Raw genomic sequence first — 16,247 nt, 5'->3', positions numbered from 1 at the left:
GCCAAAGTTAAACTTTTATGACTTTGTATCCTGCCTAAACAATTCAAATAAATTCCTATTTTAGTGAATTCAACCGGCCAGTTATGACCAGAAAACTCTTCATAAGAAGTTCGTTTGCGGTGGGAATATGTCTCATCTTCGGTTTTATGGGAACGGTGGCCACCCAGACCGGGATCGCCGATTGGTACCCCGAGCTGGAAAAACCCTGGTTCCATATAGATGAAGACCTTTTCAGCTCTATCTGGATCTTTATGTATGTTTTGATGGGTATCGCCGCCGGGGTGGTCTGGAGCAAAGGCTTTTATCATAAATGGGTAAAAACTGCCCTTTACCATTTTGGTTTTCAGCTCTTTTTGAACGGATTCTGGTTCCTGCTTTTCTTCGCTCTTAAACAACCATTGATAGCCCTTATAGATCTTATTCTTTTGTTCATTATAATCCTTTTGACCATTAGGTGGTTCAGGATCGTTAGTAATACCGCGGCCTACCTGCTCATTCCATACGCGGTGTGGGTGTTGTTCGCGATAGTTTTCAACTTCGAGATCTGGAGACTTAACTCATAGCCTTTGCCGCAAGGAATCCACCGGTCCAGGCATTCTGAAAATTGAATCCACCGGTAATGGCGTCGATGTTCAGTATTTCCCCGGCGAAATAGAGGTTCTTGTGCAGTTTGCTTTCAAAGGTCTTGAAATCTACTTGCTTTAGATCTATTCCTCCGGCGGTAACGAATTCCTCCTTGAAGGTGCTTTTTCCATTTACCTGGTAGACTGCGGAAGTGAGCTGTTCTGCGAGATCTTTCAGCTGATCTTTATTAAGGTCTGCCCATTTGGTCTCGTTCTTTATTCCTGAAGCTGAAACTATACTTTGCCACAGCCTTTTAGGAAGCTCGAATTGGGGCCTGCTGCTTACCTGCTGTTTGGAGTTGGAAAATTTTAGTTCCTTTAAATTCTCTAACATGTCTGTTGAGGTATGTCCAGGCAGCCAGTTGACGCTGATGCTGAACTTATAATCGAGTTGGTTGAGTTCCCTGGCTCCCCAGGCAGAAAGTTTTAAGATGGCAGGGCCGCTCATTCCCCAGTGCGTGATTAATAACGGTCCTGAACTTTCCAGGTTTTGGTCCAGGATCCTGACCTCGGCATCTGAGGCGATCCCTGCCAGATCCTTGATTCTTTTATCCTGAATATTAAAAGTGAACAGGGAAGGAACCGCGGGGACTATGCTATGTCCCATTCTTTCCAGCATCTTCCATATCTTGGAGTTGCTGCCCGTGGCCAGCATTACTTTTTGGGTAGGGAAAGAATGTGTGTTGGTCTCGATCAACCAGTGATCTTCTTCTTTTTTGATTTTTTTCAAACTCTGGCCTTTCTGAATTTCGATATTCAGTTTAAGGCATTGTTTTTTGAAGCAATCTATAATGGTCTGGGAACTGTCGGTCACCGGGAACATGCGGCCATCTTCCTCGATCTTCAGGTCTATTCCCCGTTCTTCGAACCAGCCAATGGTATCTCCGGTCATGAATTTATGAAAGGGACCACGAAGTTCCTTCTCGCCGCGAGGATATCTTTTTACCAGTTCGGCAGGGATAAATTCAGCGTGGGTCACATTACAGCGTCCGCCACCAGAAACTTTGACCTTGGTGAGCACTTCCTTTCCGCGTTCCAGGATAAGTATCTTCAAACCGGGGTTATTTTCAGCAGCGTTTATAGCCTTGAAGAAACCTGCCGCTCCACCTCCAACAATAATGATATCGTAACTCTCCAAATTCAGAATTTATTTAGGGCACAAAAATAGGCAGATATTCCGGGCCCGGGAAATAAGTTTATGGATTGAGGCTAAGCAGCGGATTGTGCAGCCTGTTCGGAAAGTCTGAAATGATACCGTCTACCCCGAAATCTATCATCCTCAGGATATCCTCCCTTTCATTAACGGTCCAGACATTCACTTTAAAACCGGCTTCGTGGCTTTGTTTAGTGTTGTCTCTGGTGATAATGCCGAGTGATGGATGTATGGCCACGGCTTCCAGTCTTTTTCCCAGTTCGATCGCCTCCGGAACACTGGCCTTGCTAAGCACGGCTATAGGCACATTTTTATCCAGTTTCCTGGTCTCAAAAAGTTCATTCTTCTGAAAACTGGAGATGATAAAATCTGAATATTTCCAGCTTCCGTTTTCCACCTTCTCTCTAACTATCCTGTTCACAGGTGCGGCCGTATTCAAGCCCTTCAATTCTATGTTCAGCATACACTTGCCTTGCAATAGGTCCAGAACTTCAGTAAGCTGTGGGATCCTGAAGTGGCCTTCGACCTTCAACTTTCTCAGGACTTCCGGAGGTTTTTTTGCGATCTCGCCACTTCCGTCGGTAGTACGGTCCAGGGTAAAATCGTGTATCACCCAAAGCTCGCCACTGGCGCATTTGTGAACATCAATTTCGATGGCATCTACCCCAATGTCGAGAGCCTTCTGAATGCTTTCCAGGGTGTTTTCGGCTAAATGACCTTTGGCGCCCCTGTGGCCTATCTTTAAGAAATTGTCCATTCCCAAATTTATTCAATTAATTCTATTGGTAAGACTTTTTGACTCAATCAAAATGAAAGTGTCAATATTGAGAAAGGATTATGAATGCTTAACATTTAATTAGTTACCTAAGCTCGTAATTTAGTTTTTCAACCAACCAGGAGAAATATGAGACCAGCAAATACATATAAAATCAGTACCATTTTTTGTCCTGTTAAATCGATCTAGGATGGAGAAATGGTTCGCTTTTAAGCAAGTAGACCTGTTGGCGATAATTCTTACGGCGGTAGGGATCTATATCGCAACGATCATCTATACCAGGATCGCGGGAAAAAGAAGCTTTTCTAAAATGTCGAGTTTCGACTTTGCCATGACCGTAGCCCTGGGGTCTATGATAGCCACCACCGTACTATCCAAAAGTGTGAGCTTATGGGACGGAATTGTAGGTATGGGGATAGTTTATCTTTTACAACTATTTGTTGCTATCCTGCGTAGGTTCCAAATAATTAAAAAAACGGTAGACAATGAGCCTCTGCTTCTAATGGAAGGAGAGAAGATTTACTTTGAAAATCTCAAGAAGGCCCGGGTTACTGAAGAGGATCTAAGGTCTAAACTGAGGGAAGCGAACGTGATCAGGTTAAAAGAAGTGAGGGCAGTGGTGTTCGAGGCTACCGGGGATATTTCGGTGCTGCATACCGAAAATGATAATGAGCAACTCGAGAACTGGCTGATGAAAGATGTAAAGAGAAAATGATCAAAAAATAAAGATGGCCGCGCCCATGGCGAAAAGTATATGGGCAATGAGCAGCTGTAAATAGAATTCACGCAGAATGAAATCTGGAGAATTTGGGCTTATGGTGAGCATAAGATGCCAGCTGAGAATGGATAGCACACCGGCCGAAATTCCGTAGATAAGGATGGCTAGGAAAGAAATATTAAACGAGAAAGTTAGATGCAAAATATAGAAAAGGGTCATTAAGATCACCCCAATCGAAAAGTGGACTACCCAGCCTAAAAATGAATTATTGGAAGGATTCATATCGTAAGTAGACCTGCGCAGGATCATATTAAGAAGGCGCGGTTCGCGGAACTGCTGTGACTTCATTCGGGAAACGGCATAGCTGAAGGCGGTCATAAGAACCGTACCCAGAATTCCTGCCATTAACACTTTGAGTAGTTCCATTTTGATCAGAATAAAGAAGAACCTGTAAAGTACTCAAAAATAGAAGATTATGAAAGTGAAAAATGAAGAAGCCCTCGAGCTTAACCCAAGTCTGGGAAATTCATGTTCCTTAATTAAAAGAGATTTCGAAAAATTTATCCTGGGAGAGGACCATCCCTGTATCATGGCCAAGACCGTTTTTGGAATGGACCAGGTGGTCATGTCTTCATATCCAGAGCTTGGAACTGAGAAAGCAGCCAGGCAGATCCTTCAGGATCTTGAAAACTATATAGAGACCTATGATTTTGAAACCAATGATTTTAAAACATTTCTCGCTGTATTCCCAGACTCGCCAGACTTTTCAGAATTGGAATTTGAAAAAAAATTATGGCAGCAATTAAAACTTGTTCATAAAGTGGATGATTGTGACTGGGATCCCGAAGTAAGTGCAGATCCAGAAAGTGAACATTTCAGTTTCAGTATTTGCGGGAAAGCATTCTACGTGGTTGGAATGCACCCGAATTCATCCAGGGAGGCCAGGAAAAGTCCGTATCCGGCCATGGCGTTCAACCTGCACTGGCAATTTGAGAAACTCAGGGAGATGGGTAGTTTTGAGACTGTTCGTGATAAGATAAGGGAGCGCGATAAAGCCCTGCAGGGTGATATCAACCCTATGCTGCAGGATTTTGGAGCTAATTCTGAAGCCAGGCAATATAGCGGAAGAAAAGTAGGAGAAGAGTGGAAATGTCCTTTTCTTAGCAGTAATTAATTTGCATGTACAGACCCAGAAAATACGTTAAGGACGAAATTGAATTTGTATTTCCCTTTATCCAGGAGCATCCTTTTGCAACTTTTATCGTAGAGGGCAGCAGCCTTATGGCCACGCATATCCCTGTTCTTATAGAGGGAGATCACAAAAAATGGAAACTATATTCTCATATTGCGAATCACAATAAACAACGTGAATCATTGAAAAATGGGGCTGAAGCACTGGTGATCTTTCACGGTCCACAGGCCTATATCTCCTCTTCCTGGTATCAGGAGAAAGATATAAGTACCTGGGATTATTCCGCTGTTCACCTGAATGCAAAAATTAGGCTTCAAACTCCGCAAGAACTGGGAGTTTCCCTTGAAAAATTAGTGGCCCGATTTGAATCCTCCCAACAGCAACCTCTACTGTACGGCGATATTCCTGAAAAAATGCTGCAGGAGCACCTACCCCTCATTACCGGTTTCTGGCTGGACCCTTATAAAGTGGAAGGGATCGCTAAATTGCACCAGTCCTATCCCAGGCATGATGTGGAAAATGTGATAGAAAAGCTGGAAAATTCAGAGAATCCCATGGATCGTAAGCTGGCGAAGGAAATGCGGAGAGAGAACAAATTATAAAATGAACCTGGAATGAACATTATCGAAAAGCAGAGTGGCGCGGCATTTAAAATTAAAAAAGGCGATAAACTGAAAGTGATTGATCCTAAAGGAGAGCAGGTAAGCGATATGGTCCTTTTCAATGCCCAGGATACCCGCGAAAAGATCTCCAGCGGAAAAACACTGGATTTCGAGGAAAGTATACTTATTACTAAAGGAGATTTTCTATGGAGCAACCGCAGCAATAAAATGATGAAGATCCTGGAGGATACCAATGGCAGGAACGATTTCTTGCTGGCACCCTGCAGCCCCGAAACATTTAAAATCATGTACGGCAACGAGCAGTATCATCCCAGTTGCTTTGAGAATCTATATACCAATCTGGCCAAATATGATATTGAGCCCGATGATATTCCTACGGCTTTCAATATCTTCATGAATGTCCAGTTCCAGCCCGACGGGAAACTTAGCGTAGATCCACCACTGAGCAAGGCCGGCGATCACGTGCTTTTCGAGGCCCAGATGGACCTGATTGTTGGCCTTACCGCCTGTTCTGCAGAAGATAGCAACGGCGGTAGTTTTAAGCCTATACATTACGAGATACTGGAGTGATCAATTCTTCTTGCGATACCTCATATTCAGCATTTCTATGGCCAGAGAGAAGAAGACCGCGAAATAGATATAACCCTTAGGTACATGGTAATGTGCTCCCTCTACGATTAGCATCACTCCAATAAGTATCAGGAAAGACAATGCCAGTATCTGTATGGTTGGATGCTTGTTCACGAATTCACCCACAGGTTTTGCGAAAACCATCATCACGATAATAGCGACCACTACCGCGATGATCATAAGTATGATCTCATCTGTTAAGCCTACTGCGGTGAGTATGGAATCGAACGAGAAAACCAGGTCAAGCAGGACGATCTGAATGATCGCTGAAGTAAAACTCATGGTTTTAGATTTCTTCCCTTGTTCAGGTTTATCTTCCTGACCTTCTACTTTATGATGAATTTCCAGGGTACTCTTTACTAGCAGGAATATTCCGCCGGCTATAAGAATGATATCCCGCCAGCTAAGCTCAAAATCAAATATGGTCACAATTGGCTCTTTTAGGCCAATGATCCAGGTGATACTCAACAATAGTAAGACTCTCATTATTAGAGCCAGAGACAATCCTCCCAGACGCGCTCTTTTCTGGTTTTCTTCGGGCACCTTTCCGGCCACCAGCGAAATGAAAATGATATTATCTATACCGAGTACAATTTCCAGAAAAGTGAGGGTTAGCAAAGCTACCCAGGTGTCTGGTAGTAAGAATATTTCCATGGTTGTTAGATTGGACTGGTCCAAAATTATTGAAAATTTGATTGCTTGTAGTTAAATTTTACCCAAAGGAAATTTTTAGAAAAGACCTGCTTAATCGAAGCCAAATTTCACACAAAAGCCTCCATAAACCGAGAATTGGTAAAAATCATAATCTGTACGCCACCTGTTCTCTGCACGGGCGTAGATGAAAAACCTGTCGAAATGATATTCGGCCCTGGCATTGAAGGCAAGGGAGGGATAGACCTTCCAGGGTCTTCTAATAAAGGAAAGGGAAATATCTGCTGCAGGCACGAATTTCTTTCCGGGCCGAACCACGAAACCGGGGTTCACGCCAAAAGATTCATATTCTATTTCGTGGAAGGTCTCATAATAGGCAATGATGCTAAATCCGGCATTGCGATAACCTAGGCTCCAGGTACCGTCGTAGGCGACCGGGTTAACGGTACCGCCAAAAATAGCATTTCTAACATCCACGCCGGTGCCCACGAACCAGTAGGTGTCTTCACGCGTTAGCCAGGATTGGCAATTTGCAATCATTGGAAACAGCAAAAGCATAAGAAGAAAAAGTCTTTTCATTCATTTTAGGACTAAGAAAGTAATGTTTGAATGGCTTCAGTTTTCTGGTTTTTTGTTGCTTAAGCTGTTGATATTAGGTTGATTATGAAGATAAGATTTATATTCTGAAATATCCTTTCCTTAAGCTCGAAAAAGAAGCGCATTAGCATTTGGTAAATAGCCCAGTCGTTGCCCGGAATACCTAAAGTTCAATCTCTTACTGATTGATTTATTTGAAAAAATGCGGCTATTTTTTTAAAAATCTTTAAATTCTACCGTTAAAACCGCGATACAAAGCATTATATCCCTGTTTTAGGGCTGAAAATCACGAGTCTCAAATTCAGATTTAATATGAACAAAATTCTTATCTGGTCTATCAGCGCCGCGTTAGCCGGCTTTTTATTTGGATTTGATACTGTGGTGATCTCCGGAGCCGATAAACAGTTACAGGCATTGTGGAATACTTCAGATGCCTTTCACGGCTCGGTGGTCATGGCCATGGCCCTCTGGGGAACCGTGGTGGGCGCCATTTTTGGCGGAATCCCCACTAATAAATTCGGTCGAAAGAATACCCTTCTGGTAATTGGAGTACTATATTTTGTTTCTGCCCTGGGCTCTGCCCTTGTAGACGACCCGATTAGCTTTGCGATCTTCAGGTTTTTGGGAGGCCTCGGCGTGGGTGCGTCAACGATAGCTGCACCGGCTTTTGTTTCTGAGATCGCTCCGGCAGACCAGCGTGGAAAGTTGGTATCACTATACCAGTTCAATATAGTACTGGGAATTCTCATAGCCTTCCTTTCTAATTACCTGTTGCGCAATACCGGGGAAGAACCCTGGCGGTGGATGGTTGGGGTAGAAGCAGTTCCGGCCTTGCTCTATGTGATCTTCGTCCTTTTTATTCCGAGGAGTCCGCGCTGGCTGGTATCGGCAGGAAGGCTGGAAGAAGCCGAGAAAGTGCTGGGGATCATCTATCCGGGAATAGATACCAAAGAAAAGCTCAGGGAGATCAAGGCGCTGGACGATTTAGAAGCTACCGGCGAAAATATCCTGATGAAAAAATTTCGATTTCCATTAATCCTTGCCTTCCTCATCGCTTTTTTTAACCAGCTCTCCGGCATAAATGCTTTTCTCTATTATGCTCCCAGGATCTTCGAATCTGCGGGTCTTGGTGAGAGCACGGCTTTGCTTAGCAGTATTGGCATTGGCGTGGTAAACCTCATCTTTACGCTGCTCGGGGTATTTCTTATAGATAAACTTGGGAGAAGGCAACTCATGTTCATTGGTTCGATTGGGTATATCATCTCGCTTTCGTTGGTGGCCGCAGCTTTTTTCCTGAACTGGGGAGGGCTCTGGGTTCCTATATTCCTGTTCCTTTTTATCGCCGCACACGCCATAGGCCAGGGAGCGGTGATCTGGGTATTTATTTCAGAGATCTTCCCTAACAGGCTTCGAGCATCGGGGCAGGCTTTTGGATCCTCGACCCACTGGGTGCTGGCGGCGATCATCCCATCTACCATTCCATACCTTTTTACCAATATTGGCCCGGGTTACGTCTTTGCCTTTTTTGCCTTTATGATGGTGCTACAGCTGCTTTTCGTGATCTTTATGATGCCCGAAACCAAAGGAAAGACCCTGGAAGAGTTGAGTGCAGAATTATCTTTAAATAAACAGTAGTGAAATATGAAAACTATGAAAAAAAATATCCTTGTCCTGTTTTTTCCTTTATTCTTGGGATTGCTTTTTGCCTGTAAGAACGATAAAAAGACCGATGAATCCGAAAAAGACATGGCAGCACTAGAACCTCAGAAGGATGAGGACTTCAGGCCTAATTTCCATTTTACTCCAAAGAAGAACTGGATGAACGATCCTAACGGAATGTTCTACCTCAACGGAACCTATCATTTATATTTTCAGTATTACCCGGAAGATAATGTCTGGGGGCCCATGCACTGGGGGCATGCTACAAGTAAGGATATGATCACCTGGGAAGAACAGGATATAGCCCTTTACCCAGATGATAATGGATATATTTTCTCCGGAAGTGCAGTGGTAGACCGCAACAATACCTCAGGTTTTGGTAAGGACGGAAAGGTCCCGGTTGTGGCAATCTATACTTACCATGATCCTGTTGGGGCTGAAAATAAGGAAAATGATCACCAGTCACAGGCAATCGCTTATAGCCTGGACGAAGGTAAGACCTGGACCAAATATGAAGGCAATCCTGTATTGCCAAATCCCGGGATGACAGATTTCAGGGATCCGAAAGTGACCTGGGACGATATTCATAAGCAATGGCTAATGGCCCTGGCCACCACCAAAAAAACACTGTTCTATACCTCGCAGAACTTGAAGGAATGGAAGAAGCTTTCCGAATTTGGGGAAGGCACCGGCGCTCATGATGGCGTCTGGGAATGTCCCGATTTCTTCCCCATGCAGGTGGAAGGCGGTGAAGAAACCAAGTGGGTACTTATTCAAAGCCTTAATCCGGGTGGGTATAATGGTGGTTCCGGAACCCAATATTTCGTTGGTGATTTTGATGGGAAGAAATTCACCCCGGAAACCTATATGGAAAAACTGGGAGAAAAACATGAATACTGGATAGACTTTGGCCGGGATAATTATGCCGGGGTGACCTGGGCGAATATTCCGCAGGATGATGGCCGAAAATTATTTATTGGGTGGATGTCCAACTGGCTTTACGCCCAGGAGGTTCCAACCCAGACCTGGAGAAGTGCCATGACCGTGGCCCGGGAATTAAAACTGGTAAAAGAAGGGGATAGGTACCTGGTGACTTCAGAACCTGTGGAAGAGTTAAAAAAATACCGCGATGAAGATCATTATATGGAAGAGATTAATGTAAGTGGAAATTCCATAGCGCTGGATAGCGAAGATCTTGACCTGGCCCGCGCCGAGATAAGATTTACCATAGATGATCTACAGGAAATGACCTACAACTTCAGGCTTTCGAATGTGGTAGGCGAAGAGTTCATCGTTTCCTACGACCATGCTCAAAAACAATTTAGTGTAAACAGGTCGCTTTCGGGACAGACAGATTTTTCCCAGGATTTTGCTGCAGAGAACTCAACCGCTCCAAGGATCTCAGATTCCGATAGCCTTACAGCCGTGCTTATACTTGATAAAACTTCCATAGAGATGTTCTTCGACGATGGTAAAACGGTGATGACAGAGATATTCTTTCCTAATCAGCCCTGGAATGAATTCAGTTTTGCCAGCCTGGAAGATTTTAGAGTAAGTGAACTTAAGGCCTATGAGCTGAAATTTGAGCGACCCACAAAAGCTGCTTCTGCTGAGGAAGATCAGGATCTTTAAATAGAAAAAAATCAGCCTGGTTCTCTTAATTCTGAAATAATTAAGACTTCCTTATTCGAATATCTCTAACTTAAGCTGGAATTGATCTTATAGTTATGAATATAAAAATTGAACATCGAAACCCCAGCGTTGCAGAATACCAATTATTAAGAGGTTCTACCGGCTGGATGGAATTAAGTGATGAGGCGGTGAAAAAAGGAATGAAAGGCTCTCTGTTCTCGGTCTGTTTTATGGTTGGGGGAAAGATCGCCGGTGCTGGTAGAATAGTAGGAGATGGAGCAATCTATTTTTATATACAGGATGTGATCGTTCTGCCCGAATTCCAGCGAACTGGACTTGGAGACATGATCATGGAAGAGCTCGAGGCCTGGCTTCGTGAAAATTCCTTTCAGAACTCTTTCGTTGGTCTTATGGCCGCAGATGGGGTAAAGGACTTCTATGTCCGGTTCGGGTATGAGCAGCGTGCAGATTCCAAACCGGGGATGTCGAAAATGATGAATAAATAAAAGGTATTTCTAGATATGAGTAAAAAAGTAAAGGCGGTATGTTTTGGCGAGGTCCTTTTTGATGTATTTCCCGATAAAGAGAGAATTGGCGGAGCGCCACTCAATGTAGCCAGCAGGCTTAGCAGTATGGGGGTAGAAACAGAAATGATAAGCAAGGTAGGTAATGACGAAAAAGCTGCTCAATTGCTGGAATACCTGAGCTCTCGCGGTATCGCTTCCTCAAATATTACAAAAGATCCACAACATCCTACCGGGATGGTACAGGTGAGCCTTTCCGGAAGCGGTTCGGCAACCTATGAGATCACCTATCCTTCAGCCTGGGATAAGATAGAATTAACCGAAGGGATGATCAATTCAGTAAAGAAAGCCGATGCCTTTATTTTTGGAAGCTTGGTGTGCCGTGATGAGGTTAGCCGCAGAAGCCTTTTTGAACTCATACCAAAAGCCAGGTACAGGGTGTTGGATTTCAACCTGCGTCCGCCCCATTATTCCGAAGACCTGATCAGGGAGCTTATAATGCATGCGGAATTCATAAAATTCAATGATGATGAACTTTTTGAGATCGCAGCGATGTTGGGTTCAAAATATAATTCTTTGGAGCAGAACCTGTTATTTATGGCTGTAAAATCTAATGCCAAAACTATATGCGTGACCAAGGGCAGGCATGGGGCGGTTTTGTTGCACGAAAAGAAATTATACTACAATTCTGGCTATAAGGTAAAAGTAAAGGATACCGTGGGTGCCGGGGATTCTTTCTTAGGAACCCTTCTGGCAAAATTGTTACAGGGAACAGAACCTCAGGCGGCACTGGATACGGCATGTGCAGTAGGTGCCCTGGTAGCCGGAAAAGAGGGCGCAAATCCCATACTTTCTGAAGCTACGATCAATTCTTTTATAGACCCCTATAAGAATGAAGACTAGGCGATATTAAATTTCACCTATCTATATTTTCAAATCAGGATTTTCTAAGTTGGGGCATTATTCTGAAATTGGGACACATTTGAAATCCTATGACATATTTTAAGCCCCGGTTTATAAGATCAACTTTTTTAATAATATCGACACTTTTGCTGTTCATTTCCTGCAAAAAGGAAATCCCGGCAGAAGGTTTTGTTGAAGTAGAAGGAGGTAAGATCTGGTACAGGATCATTGGGGAAGGAGAGGCGACACCCTTGTTGATTCTGCATGGTGGCCCCGGTTCCAGAAGCTGTTCCATGATCCCCGGTTATTCGTTACTGGCTAAAGACCGAAAAGTTATCTTTTATGATCAGTTAGGGTCGGGAAGTTCAGACAGGCCTTCAGATACCAGTCTGTGGAGAAAAGAGAGGTTTGTAAATGAGATAGAGCTGTTGCGGGAAGAACTGCAATTAGACAGCCTGCACATTCTTGGACAGTCCTGGGGCGGTGCCCTTTTAAGTGAATATTTGATCACCCGGGAACCAGAAGGAGTTAAGTCTGTAATATTTTCGAGTCCTTTACTCAGTACTGAAGACTGGATGGAAGACGCAAAACTTCTTTTATCTCAAATGCCAGAACCTATCCAGGATACCATATATAAACATGAAGCATTGAAGGATTATTCGGCTCCAGTATACCTGGCGGCGGTAGATTCCTTTTACAGTAAGCATCTCTCCAGGAAGAGCTGGCCATATGAACCCAACCCTGAATGTGAAAATGTGGGCGATTTCAATTCTGAAGTCTATAATTATATGTGGGGTCCGACCGAATTTACGGCAACGGGTACGCTGTTAGATTTTGACCGGACAAAGGATCTGGACAAAATTGATGAACCCATCCTGTTCCTGGCCGGTGAATATGATGAGGCAAGGCCAGAAACTATGTATGAATATCAAAAGCTGGCAAAAAATGCCAGGGTAAAGATCATAGAGAATTCCGGGCATTCCACCATGATAGACCAACCAGAACAAGTTGCGGAGGCTATAGGTAGTTTTCTGAACAGAGTAGAAAATAGAGAAGGGGCAGAATAGGAACAATTTCTACAAAGCCGAATTTTTCCTTTTTAGAAAATATCAAACTGCACCTGCCATCCATTTTGCGCGACCTAACTATTGATAAATCAGATCAGCTTGCACCAATCCTTTCTGGATTAATTACTTAATGAAACCAGAAAGTCTTAACTTGTAGGGGCCGGTGCCAGATCTTCCGTCCTGTAAGCTCAACTTTATAATTCAAAAAAATGAGATGGTTAAGACTCATTTCAGCACTCATTTTCGCCAGGTTCAGGACGAGGGGCCGGGCTACAGATTCCTATTCATACGATTTCCAGGTCTGGCTCACAGATATTGATATTTCCATAATGAACAATGCTTCGTTCATGACCGTTTTTGAATGCGGCAGGCTTGATGCGATGTTGCGCTCCGGCTTCTTTAAAATAGCCCTAAAGAATAAATGGTATTTCCCGAGTCAGGCGGTAAGCGTTCAGTTTTTCAGGCCTATGAAGTTCCTGCAAAAGGCCTGTGTTTATTCAAGGATCTGTTATATAGACGAAAAGTGGATCTATATCGAACAAAAGATCCTGAGAAAGGATAAGCTTATAGCCGCCTGCCTGGTAAAGAACACGGTGAAAAAGGGGAGGGAAACCGTGCCTCCTTTCCGCATGATGCAGGCTATGCAAGTAGATAAATACCCGGTAGATGAAATTGAACTGATAAAGCTTCATGAAAGGGAAACCCAGGAGATGAAGACCAGGTTAGAGCACGACTGGCATTAGCCTGTCTTCAGCCACGATCAAAAAAAATGGTTTCAGATCGAAATTTAAATTCAACCTGAAACCATTTAGCTTTTTAAGATCTAGAATCCTTATTTCTTCTGACTCAATTCTCTGGTTAACCAACCACTCTTGCTGGCAGTTGCGATAGCATAGGGGGTGATCCAGAATAGGCCAAAGGTGTATAAGATACTGTAAGAATATGCCCAGAAAGATTCTGAAGTATTATACTTCTTGGCATAAAAGAATGCCGGGAAGCTTGAAAATATCATAATACTGAACAGGGTCGAGCTTATAAAAAGTATCGGGTGGGATACTACAAAGAACAGCATCAAGAAGATAAGCGGGTAGCTCATGATAATCTTCAGGAACTGGTTGATGAATAATAATCTCGAACCTAGTTTAGAACCTTCTCTAAAGTTGGTGAAAACGTATTTAGACATCGCGATGTTCTCCCTTACGTTACTTCTTCCCCATCTAATGAACATCTTGTAAAGACCTTTATATCTTTCAGGGACGTTGGTATAGGCGTAAGCATTTCTCTGGAACAATACATGTTTCCCCTGTTTAAGGATCATATTGGTCATAGCCCTGTCTTCTCCAATGTCTGAAGCTTTACCCATAAAGGTCTGGTTGATCCACTCTGGCAAACATTTGAAAACCGAAGATCTTCTGTAAGCCGCCAGTGCTCCCGGGGTACAAAGTACAGATTCAAGGGTGCTTTCCGCCGAACGCATGAATTCAAAACTAAGTACAAAACTTACATTTAGCATCTTAGGAAGCAGTGCCTTTTCGTTGTTAAGAACCCTGATGTTCCCGGCTACAGCGCCACATTTTTCGTTCACCACGAATGGGCTTACCAGATTTCTCAAAGTATCTGCATTTACCACAGAGTCGCTGTCTACGGTAACAAAAACCTCGCCTGTACCCAGGTTGAAACCACGGTAAAGAGCATGTCTTTTACCTTTATTCTTAGGTTGCTGATAAATAGAAACCCTATCTCCAAGCACTTTTTTGGCTTCCTGCATCCAGTACCAGGTATCATCTTTACTACCATCATCGATGGCCAGTAACTGTAATTTTTCTATTGGGAAATCACTGGCTGCAAGGCTCATTAAAGTTGCATACACCTGTTTTCCTTCATTATAAGCCGGTACAATAACCGTGGTTGTGGGCAATTCTTCGTCTGTCACCGAGGCTATTGGCTTGTATTTGAAATACAGGTACAGGTTGTACACAAAGAACCCGGCCCGGTAAAGGAAAAGGGCGCTGGCCACAATAAAAAAGGCGAAGCCCCAGGTTGTATTCATCCTGTCCAGGTTGTATTCAGTAAAATCGTTCTGAAGCAGGTAGACCAGAAAAGCCGCCCCTATCATCAGGATAAAAGTACTAACAAGTACTACGATTCCCCAGGTGGTAGTTGGTTTCTTAACCGCCGGGTTTTCGGTATAATCATTTTTTAAATTCACTTCTGTTCTATTATTAGCAATATTTGTTGTGTCTTGATTCATAATCTATTCCATTAAGGATCTCGAGTTCATGCATTAGCAAGTCCTGTGCCAAGTGCGAAAACCCTTTATTTACGGGGTTTATGAAAAGCTCAGCTTGTGGAATTATTCATTTTGATACACAATTATGGGTATTATCTTTTCCCTTTTTCGCCATAATCAGAAGTTCATATGTTAAAGCCTATGGCTAAACGGTTTCGCTTTCAGCAATTACTTCCTCCTCGGTAACTTCCATTTCCTTAACCGCTTCAGAACTTTCAACTTCATCTTCGTCTCCTGTGAAATATGGGAATACATCGAGGATCGGAGATTCTGTTATCGCAGGAATGCTATAATCACCAGTGGTTTCCTGCATGGCCTGTTCAGTATTTTCATAAGCCTCCTTTACATCGTTGGCCTGTATAAGCATATAAAGATTGGATTTCTTCTCTTTCCCGCTCTCATCGTCATAACTTATAAGAGAAACTTTAGACTTGAACCAGCGATCTGAATTTTCAAATGGATGTACCTCAGAAAGGTTGGCCACTTTGATATTCGTGATCAAAAACTCCTCACTGGTGTAAGCTGCCATTTCCTCGGTAATACGGGCTTCAGCCTCTGTGTAGGAAACTGCATCCAGCAAATAAGTCTCTGTTACAACCTTACTTTCCCCCGTCTCATGGGTTTTTCTATATTTCACTTTGCATTCATACCAGGTTACGCTCATATCTATATAATTTTTGGGAGGCCAAATATAGATTTAAAAGATTTCCTGAAAACTCTTGTAGGAAATAAATATTCACAAATTTAAAGGTTGATCTTTATCGATTTGGGTGTGCTTATCGTCCAGGTTTTTCATTTAATATTGCCGGGAATAAATAATCTGAAAAAATGTTTCCGAAACACCTGTATGAATATCTGAATACGCATACTCTAATCGAGGTCAAAGGCGGTACTACCCGGGAAAGCTTTTTGCCTATCTGGATGGTAGAAGTGAACGGCCGGTTATTTTCCCGGAGCTGGAATAAGAGTTCCCGTAGCTGGTTTACCGAATTTCAAAAAACCGGTCTTGGTGAGATCAAATATGGGAATAGCATCATCAAGGTAAGGGGAAAACAGCTTTCCGCAGAAGATCCCCTTCAGCCTGAAATTAGTAAAGCTTACCTGGAAAAATATGACCAGCCGGCAAACCTGGAATATGCCCGGGGTATTGCTGGGGAGGAATATTTTGATTATACGATGGAATTCCTGGAATTATAACTTCAGAATATTG

General features: G+C 43.2%; 19 protein-coding genes. 12 read left to right on the top strand and 7 right to left on the bottom strand.

Features of this window, described 5'->3' with window-relative positions:
* Nucleotides 1-83: 83 nt before the first annotated feature.
* On the top strand, nt 84-563 hold the full coding sequence (locus FLP08_RS07120; RefSeq protein WP_156275405.1) for a TspO/MBR family protein: 480 nt from the start codon (nt 84-86) through the stop codon (nt 561-563).
* On the opposite strand, the gene FLP08_RS07115 is transcribed toward FLP08_RS07120, so the two are convergent.
* Both FLP08_RS07115 and FLP08_RS07110 read right to left on the bottom strand, forming a co-directional pair.
* Nucleotides 553-1,761 (bottom strand): BaiN/RdsA family NAD(P)/FAD-dependent oxidoreductase, encoded by a 1,209-nt coding sequence (locus FLP08_RS07115; RefSeq protein WP_156275403.1) that lies wholly within the window; start codon nt 1,759-1,761, stop codon nt 553-555. The genes FLP08_RS07120 and FLP08_RS07115 overlap by 11 nt on opposite strands.
* A gap of 58 nt (nt 1,762-1,819) precedes the next feature.
* A complete protein-coding gene (locus tag FLP08_RS07110) occupies nt 1,820-2,533 on the bottom strand; it encodes a glycerophosphodiester phosphodiesterase (protein WP_156275401.1) in 714 nt (237 codons plus the stop codon).
* Nucleotides 2,534-2,741: 208 nt separating this feature from the next.
* Between FLP08_RS07110 and FLP08_RS07105 the strand changes: the two genes are divergently transcribed.
* The gene (locus tag FLP08_RS07105) at nt 2,742-3,266 is read left to right on the top strand and encodes a DUF421 domain-containing protein (RefSeq protein ID WP_156275399.1); all 525 of its coding nucleotides are present in this window, start codon (nt 2,742-2,744) and stop codon (nt 3,264-3,266) included.
* On the opposite strand, the gene FLP08_RS07100 is transcribed toward FLP08_RS07105, so the two are convergent.
* A complete protein-coding gene (locus FLP08_RS07100; protein ID WP_156275397.1) occupies nt 3,267-3,695 on the bottom strand; it encodes a hypothetical protein in 429 nt (142 codons plus the stop codon).
* A 49-nt stretch (nt 3,696-3,744) separates the two neighbouring features.
* Between FLP08_RS07100 and gntA the strand changes: the two genes are divergently transcribed.
* From gntA to FLP08_RS07085, 3 genes are read left to right on the top strand one after another with little or no spacing between them, the layout of a single operon-like run.
* The gene (gene gntA / locus FLP08_RS07095; RefSeq protein ID WP_156275395.1) at nt 3,745-4,443 is read left to right on the top strand and encodes a guanitoxin biosynthesis heme-dependent pre-guanitoxin N-hydroxylase GntA; all 699 of its coding nucleotides are present in this window, start codon (nt 3,745-3,747) and stop codon (nt 4,441-4,443) included.
* Between the two features lie 5 nt (nt 4,444-4,448).
* On the top strand, nt 4,449-5,063 hold the full coding sequence (locus FLP08_RS07090; protein ID WP_156275393.1) for an FMN-binding negative transcriptional regulator: 615 nt from the start codon (nt 4,449-4,451) through the stop codon (nt 5,061-5,063).
* Between the two features lie 12 nt (nt 5,064-5,075).
* Nucleotides 5,076-5,654 carry a DUF1989 domain-containing protein gene (locus FLP08_RS07085; RefSeq protein ID WP_156275391.1) on the top strand — a complete coding sequence of 193 codons (579 nt, stop codon included), beginning with the start codon at nt 5,076-5,078 and terminating at the stop codon, nt 5,652-5,654.
* On the opposite strand, the gene FLP08_RS07080 is transcribed toward FLP08_RS07085, so the two are convergent.
* Both FLP08_RS07080 and FLP08_RS07075 read right to left on the bottom strand, forming a co-directional pair.
* Nucleotides 5,655-6,368 carry a TerC family protein gene (locus FLP08_RS07080; protein ID WP_156275389.1) on the bottom strand — a complete coding sequence of 238 codons (714 nt, stop codon included), beginning with the start codon at nt 6,366-6,368 and terminating at the stop codon, nt 5,655-5,657. It lies immediately after the preceding gene.
* Between the two features lie 90 nt (nt 6,369-6,458).
* Complete coding sequence (locus FLP08_RS07075; RefSeq protein WP_156275387.1) at nt 6,459-6,944, bottom strand: hypothetical protein; 486 nt, start codon at nt 6,942-6,944, stop codon at nt 6,459-6,461.
* 330 nt (nt 6,945-7,274) lie between these two features.
* On the opposite strand from FLP08_RS07075, the gene FLP08_RS07070 reads away from it, so the two are divergent.
* The 6 genes from FLP08_RS07070 (at nt 7,275) to FLP08_RS07045 (ending at nt 13,490) form a co-directional block, all read left to right on the top strand.
* The gene (locus FLP08_RS07070; RefSeq protein WP_156275385.1) at nt 7,275-8,597 is read left to right on the top strand and encodes a sugar porter family MFS transporter; all 1,323 of its coding nucleotides are present in this window, start codon (nt 7,275-7,277) and stop codon (nt 8,595-8,597) included.
* A gap of 15 nt (nt 8,598-8,612) precedes the next feature.
* Entirely contained in the window at nt 8,613-10,253 is a 1,641-nt protein-coding gene (locus tag FLP08_RS07065) for a glycoside hydrolase family 32 protein (protein ID WP_156275383.1), read from the top strand.
* A gap of 95 nt (nt 10,254-10,348) precedes the next feature.
* A complete protein-coding gene (locus FLP08_RS07060; RefSeq protein ID WP_156275381.1) occupies nt 10,349-10,759 on the top strand; it encodes a GNAT family N-acetyltransferase in 411 nt (136 codons plus the stop codon).
* A gap of 15 nt (nt 10,760-10,774) precedes the next feature.
* A complete protein-coding gene (locus tag FLP08_RS07055) occupies nt 10,775-11,680 on the top strand; it encodes a carbohydrate kinase family protein (RefSeq protein WP_156275379.1) in 906 nt (301 codons plus the stop codon).
* Between the two features lie 146 nt (nt 11,681-11,826).
* Complete coding sequence (locus tag FLP08_RS07050) at nt 11,827-12,747, top strand: proline iminopeptidase-family hydrolase (protein ID WP_162430968.1); 921 nt, start codon at nt 11,827-11,829, stop codon at nt 12,745-12,747.
* Between the two features lie 209 nt (nt 12,748-12,956).
* Nucleotides 12,957-13,490 (top strand): acyl-CoA thioesterase, encoded by a 534-nt coding sequence (locus FLP08_RS07045; protein ID WP_156275375.1) that lies wholly within the window; start codon nt 12,957-12,959, stop codon nt 13,488-13,490.
* 89 nt (nt 13,491-13,579) lie between these two features.
* Here the strand turns inward: FLP08_RS07045 and FLP08_RS07040 are convergent, their stop codons facing one another.
* Together FLP08_RS07040 and FLP08_RS07035 are read right to left on the bottom strand one after the other, a co-directional pair.
* Complete coding sequence (locus FLP08_RS07040) at nt 13,580-14,998, bottom strand: glycosyltransferase family 2 protein (RefSeq protein WP_156275374.1); 1,419 nt, start codon at nt 14,996-14,998, stop codon at nt 13,580-13,582.
* A gap of 184 nt (nt 14,999-15,182) precedes the next feature.
* Complete coding sequence (locus FLP08_RS07035) at nt 15,183-15,701, bottom strand: DUF4494 domain-containing protein (RefSeq protein WP_156275372.1); 519 nt, start codon at nt 15,699-15,701, stop codon at nt 15,183-15,185.
* A gap of 164 nt (nt 15,702-15,865) precedes the next feature.
* On the opposite strand from FLP08_RS07035, the gene FLP08_RS07030 reads away from it, so the two are divergent.
* A complete protein-coding gene (locus FLP08_RS07030; RefSeq protein WP_156275370.1) occupies nt 15,866-16,234 on the top strand; it encodes a DUF2255 family protein in 369 nt (122 codons plus the stop codon).
* The last annotated feature ends 13 nt before the right edge of the window (nt 16,235-16,247 follow it).

It is taken from the genome of Christiangramia aestuarii, assembly GCF_009735585.1.
In the GTDB taxonomy this organism is placed as follows: Bacteria; Bacteroidota; Bacteroidia; order Flavobacteriales; family Flavobacteriaceae; genus Christiangramia; species Christiangramia aestuarii.
This window is presented reverse-complemented; position numbering and strand designations above follow the sequence as displayed.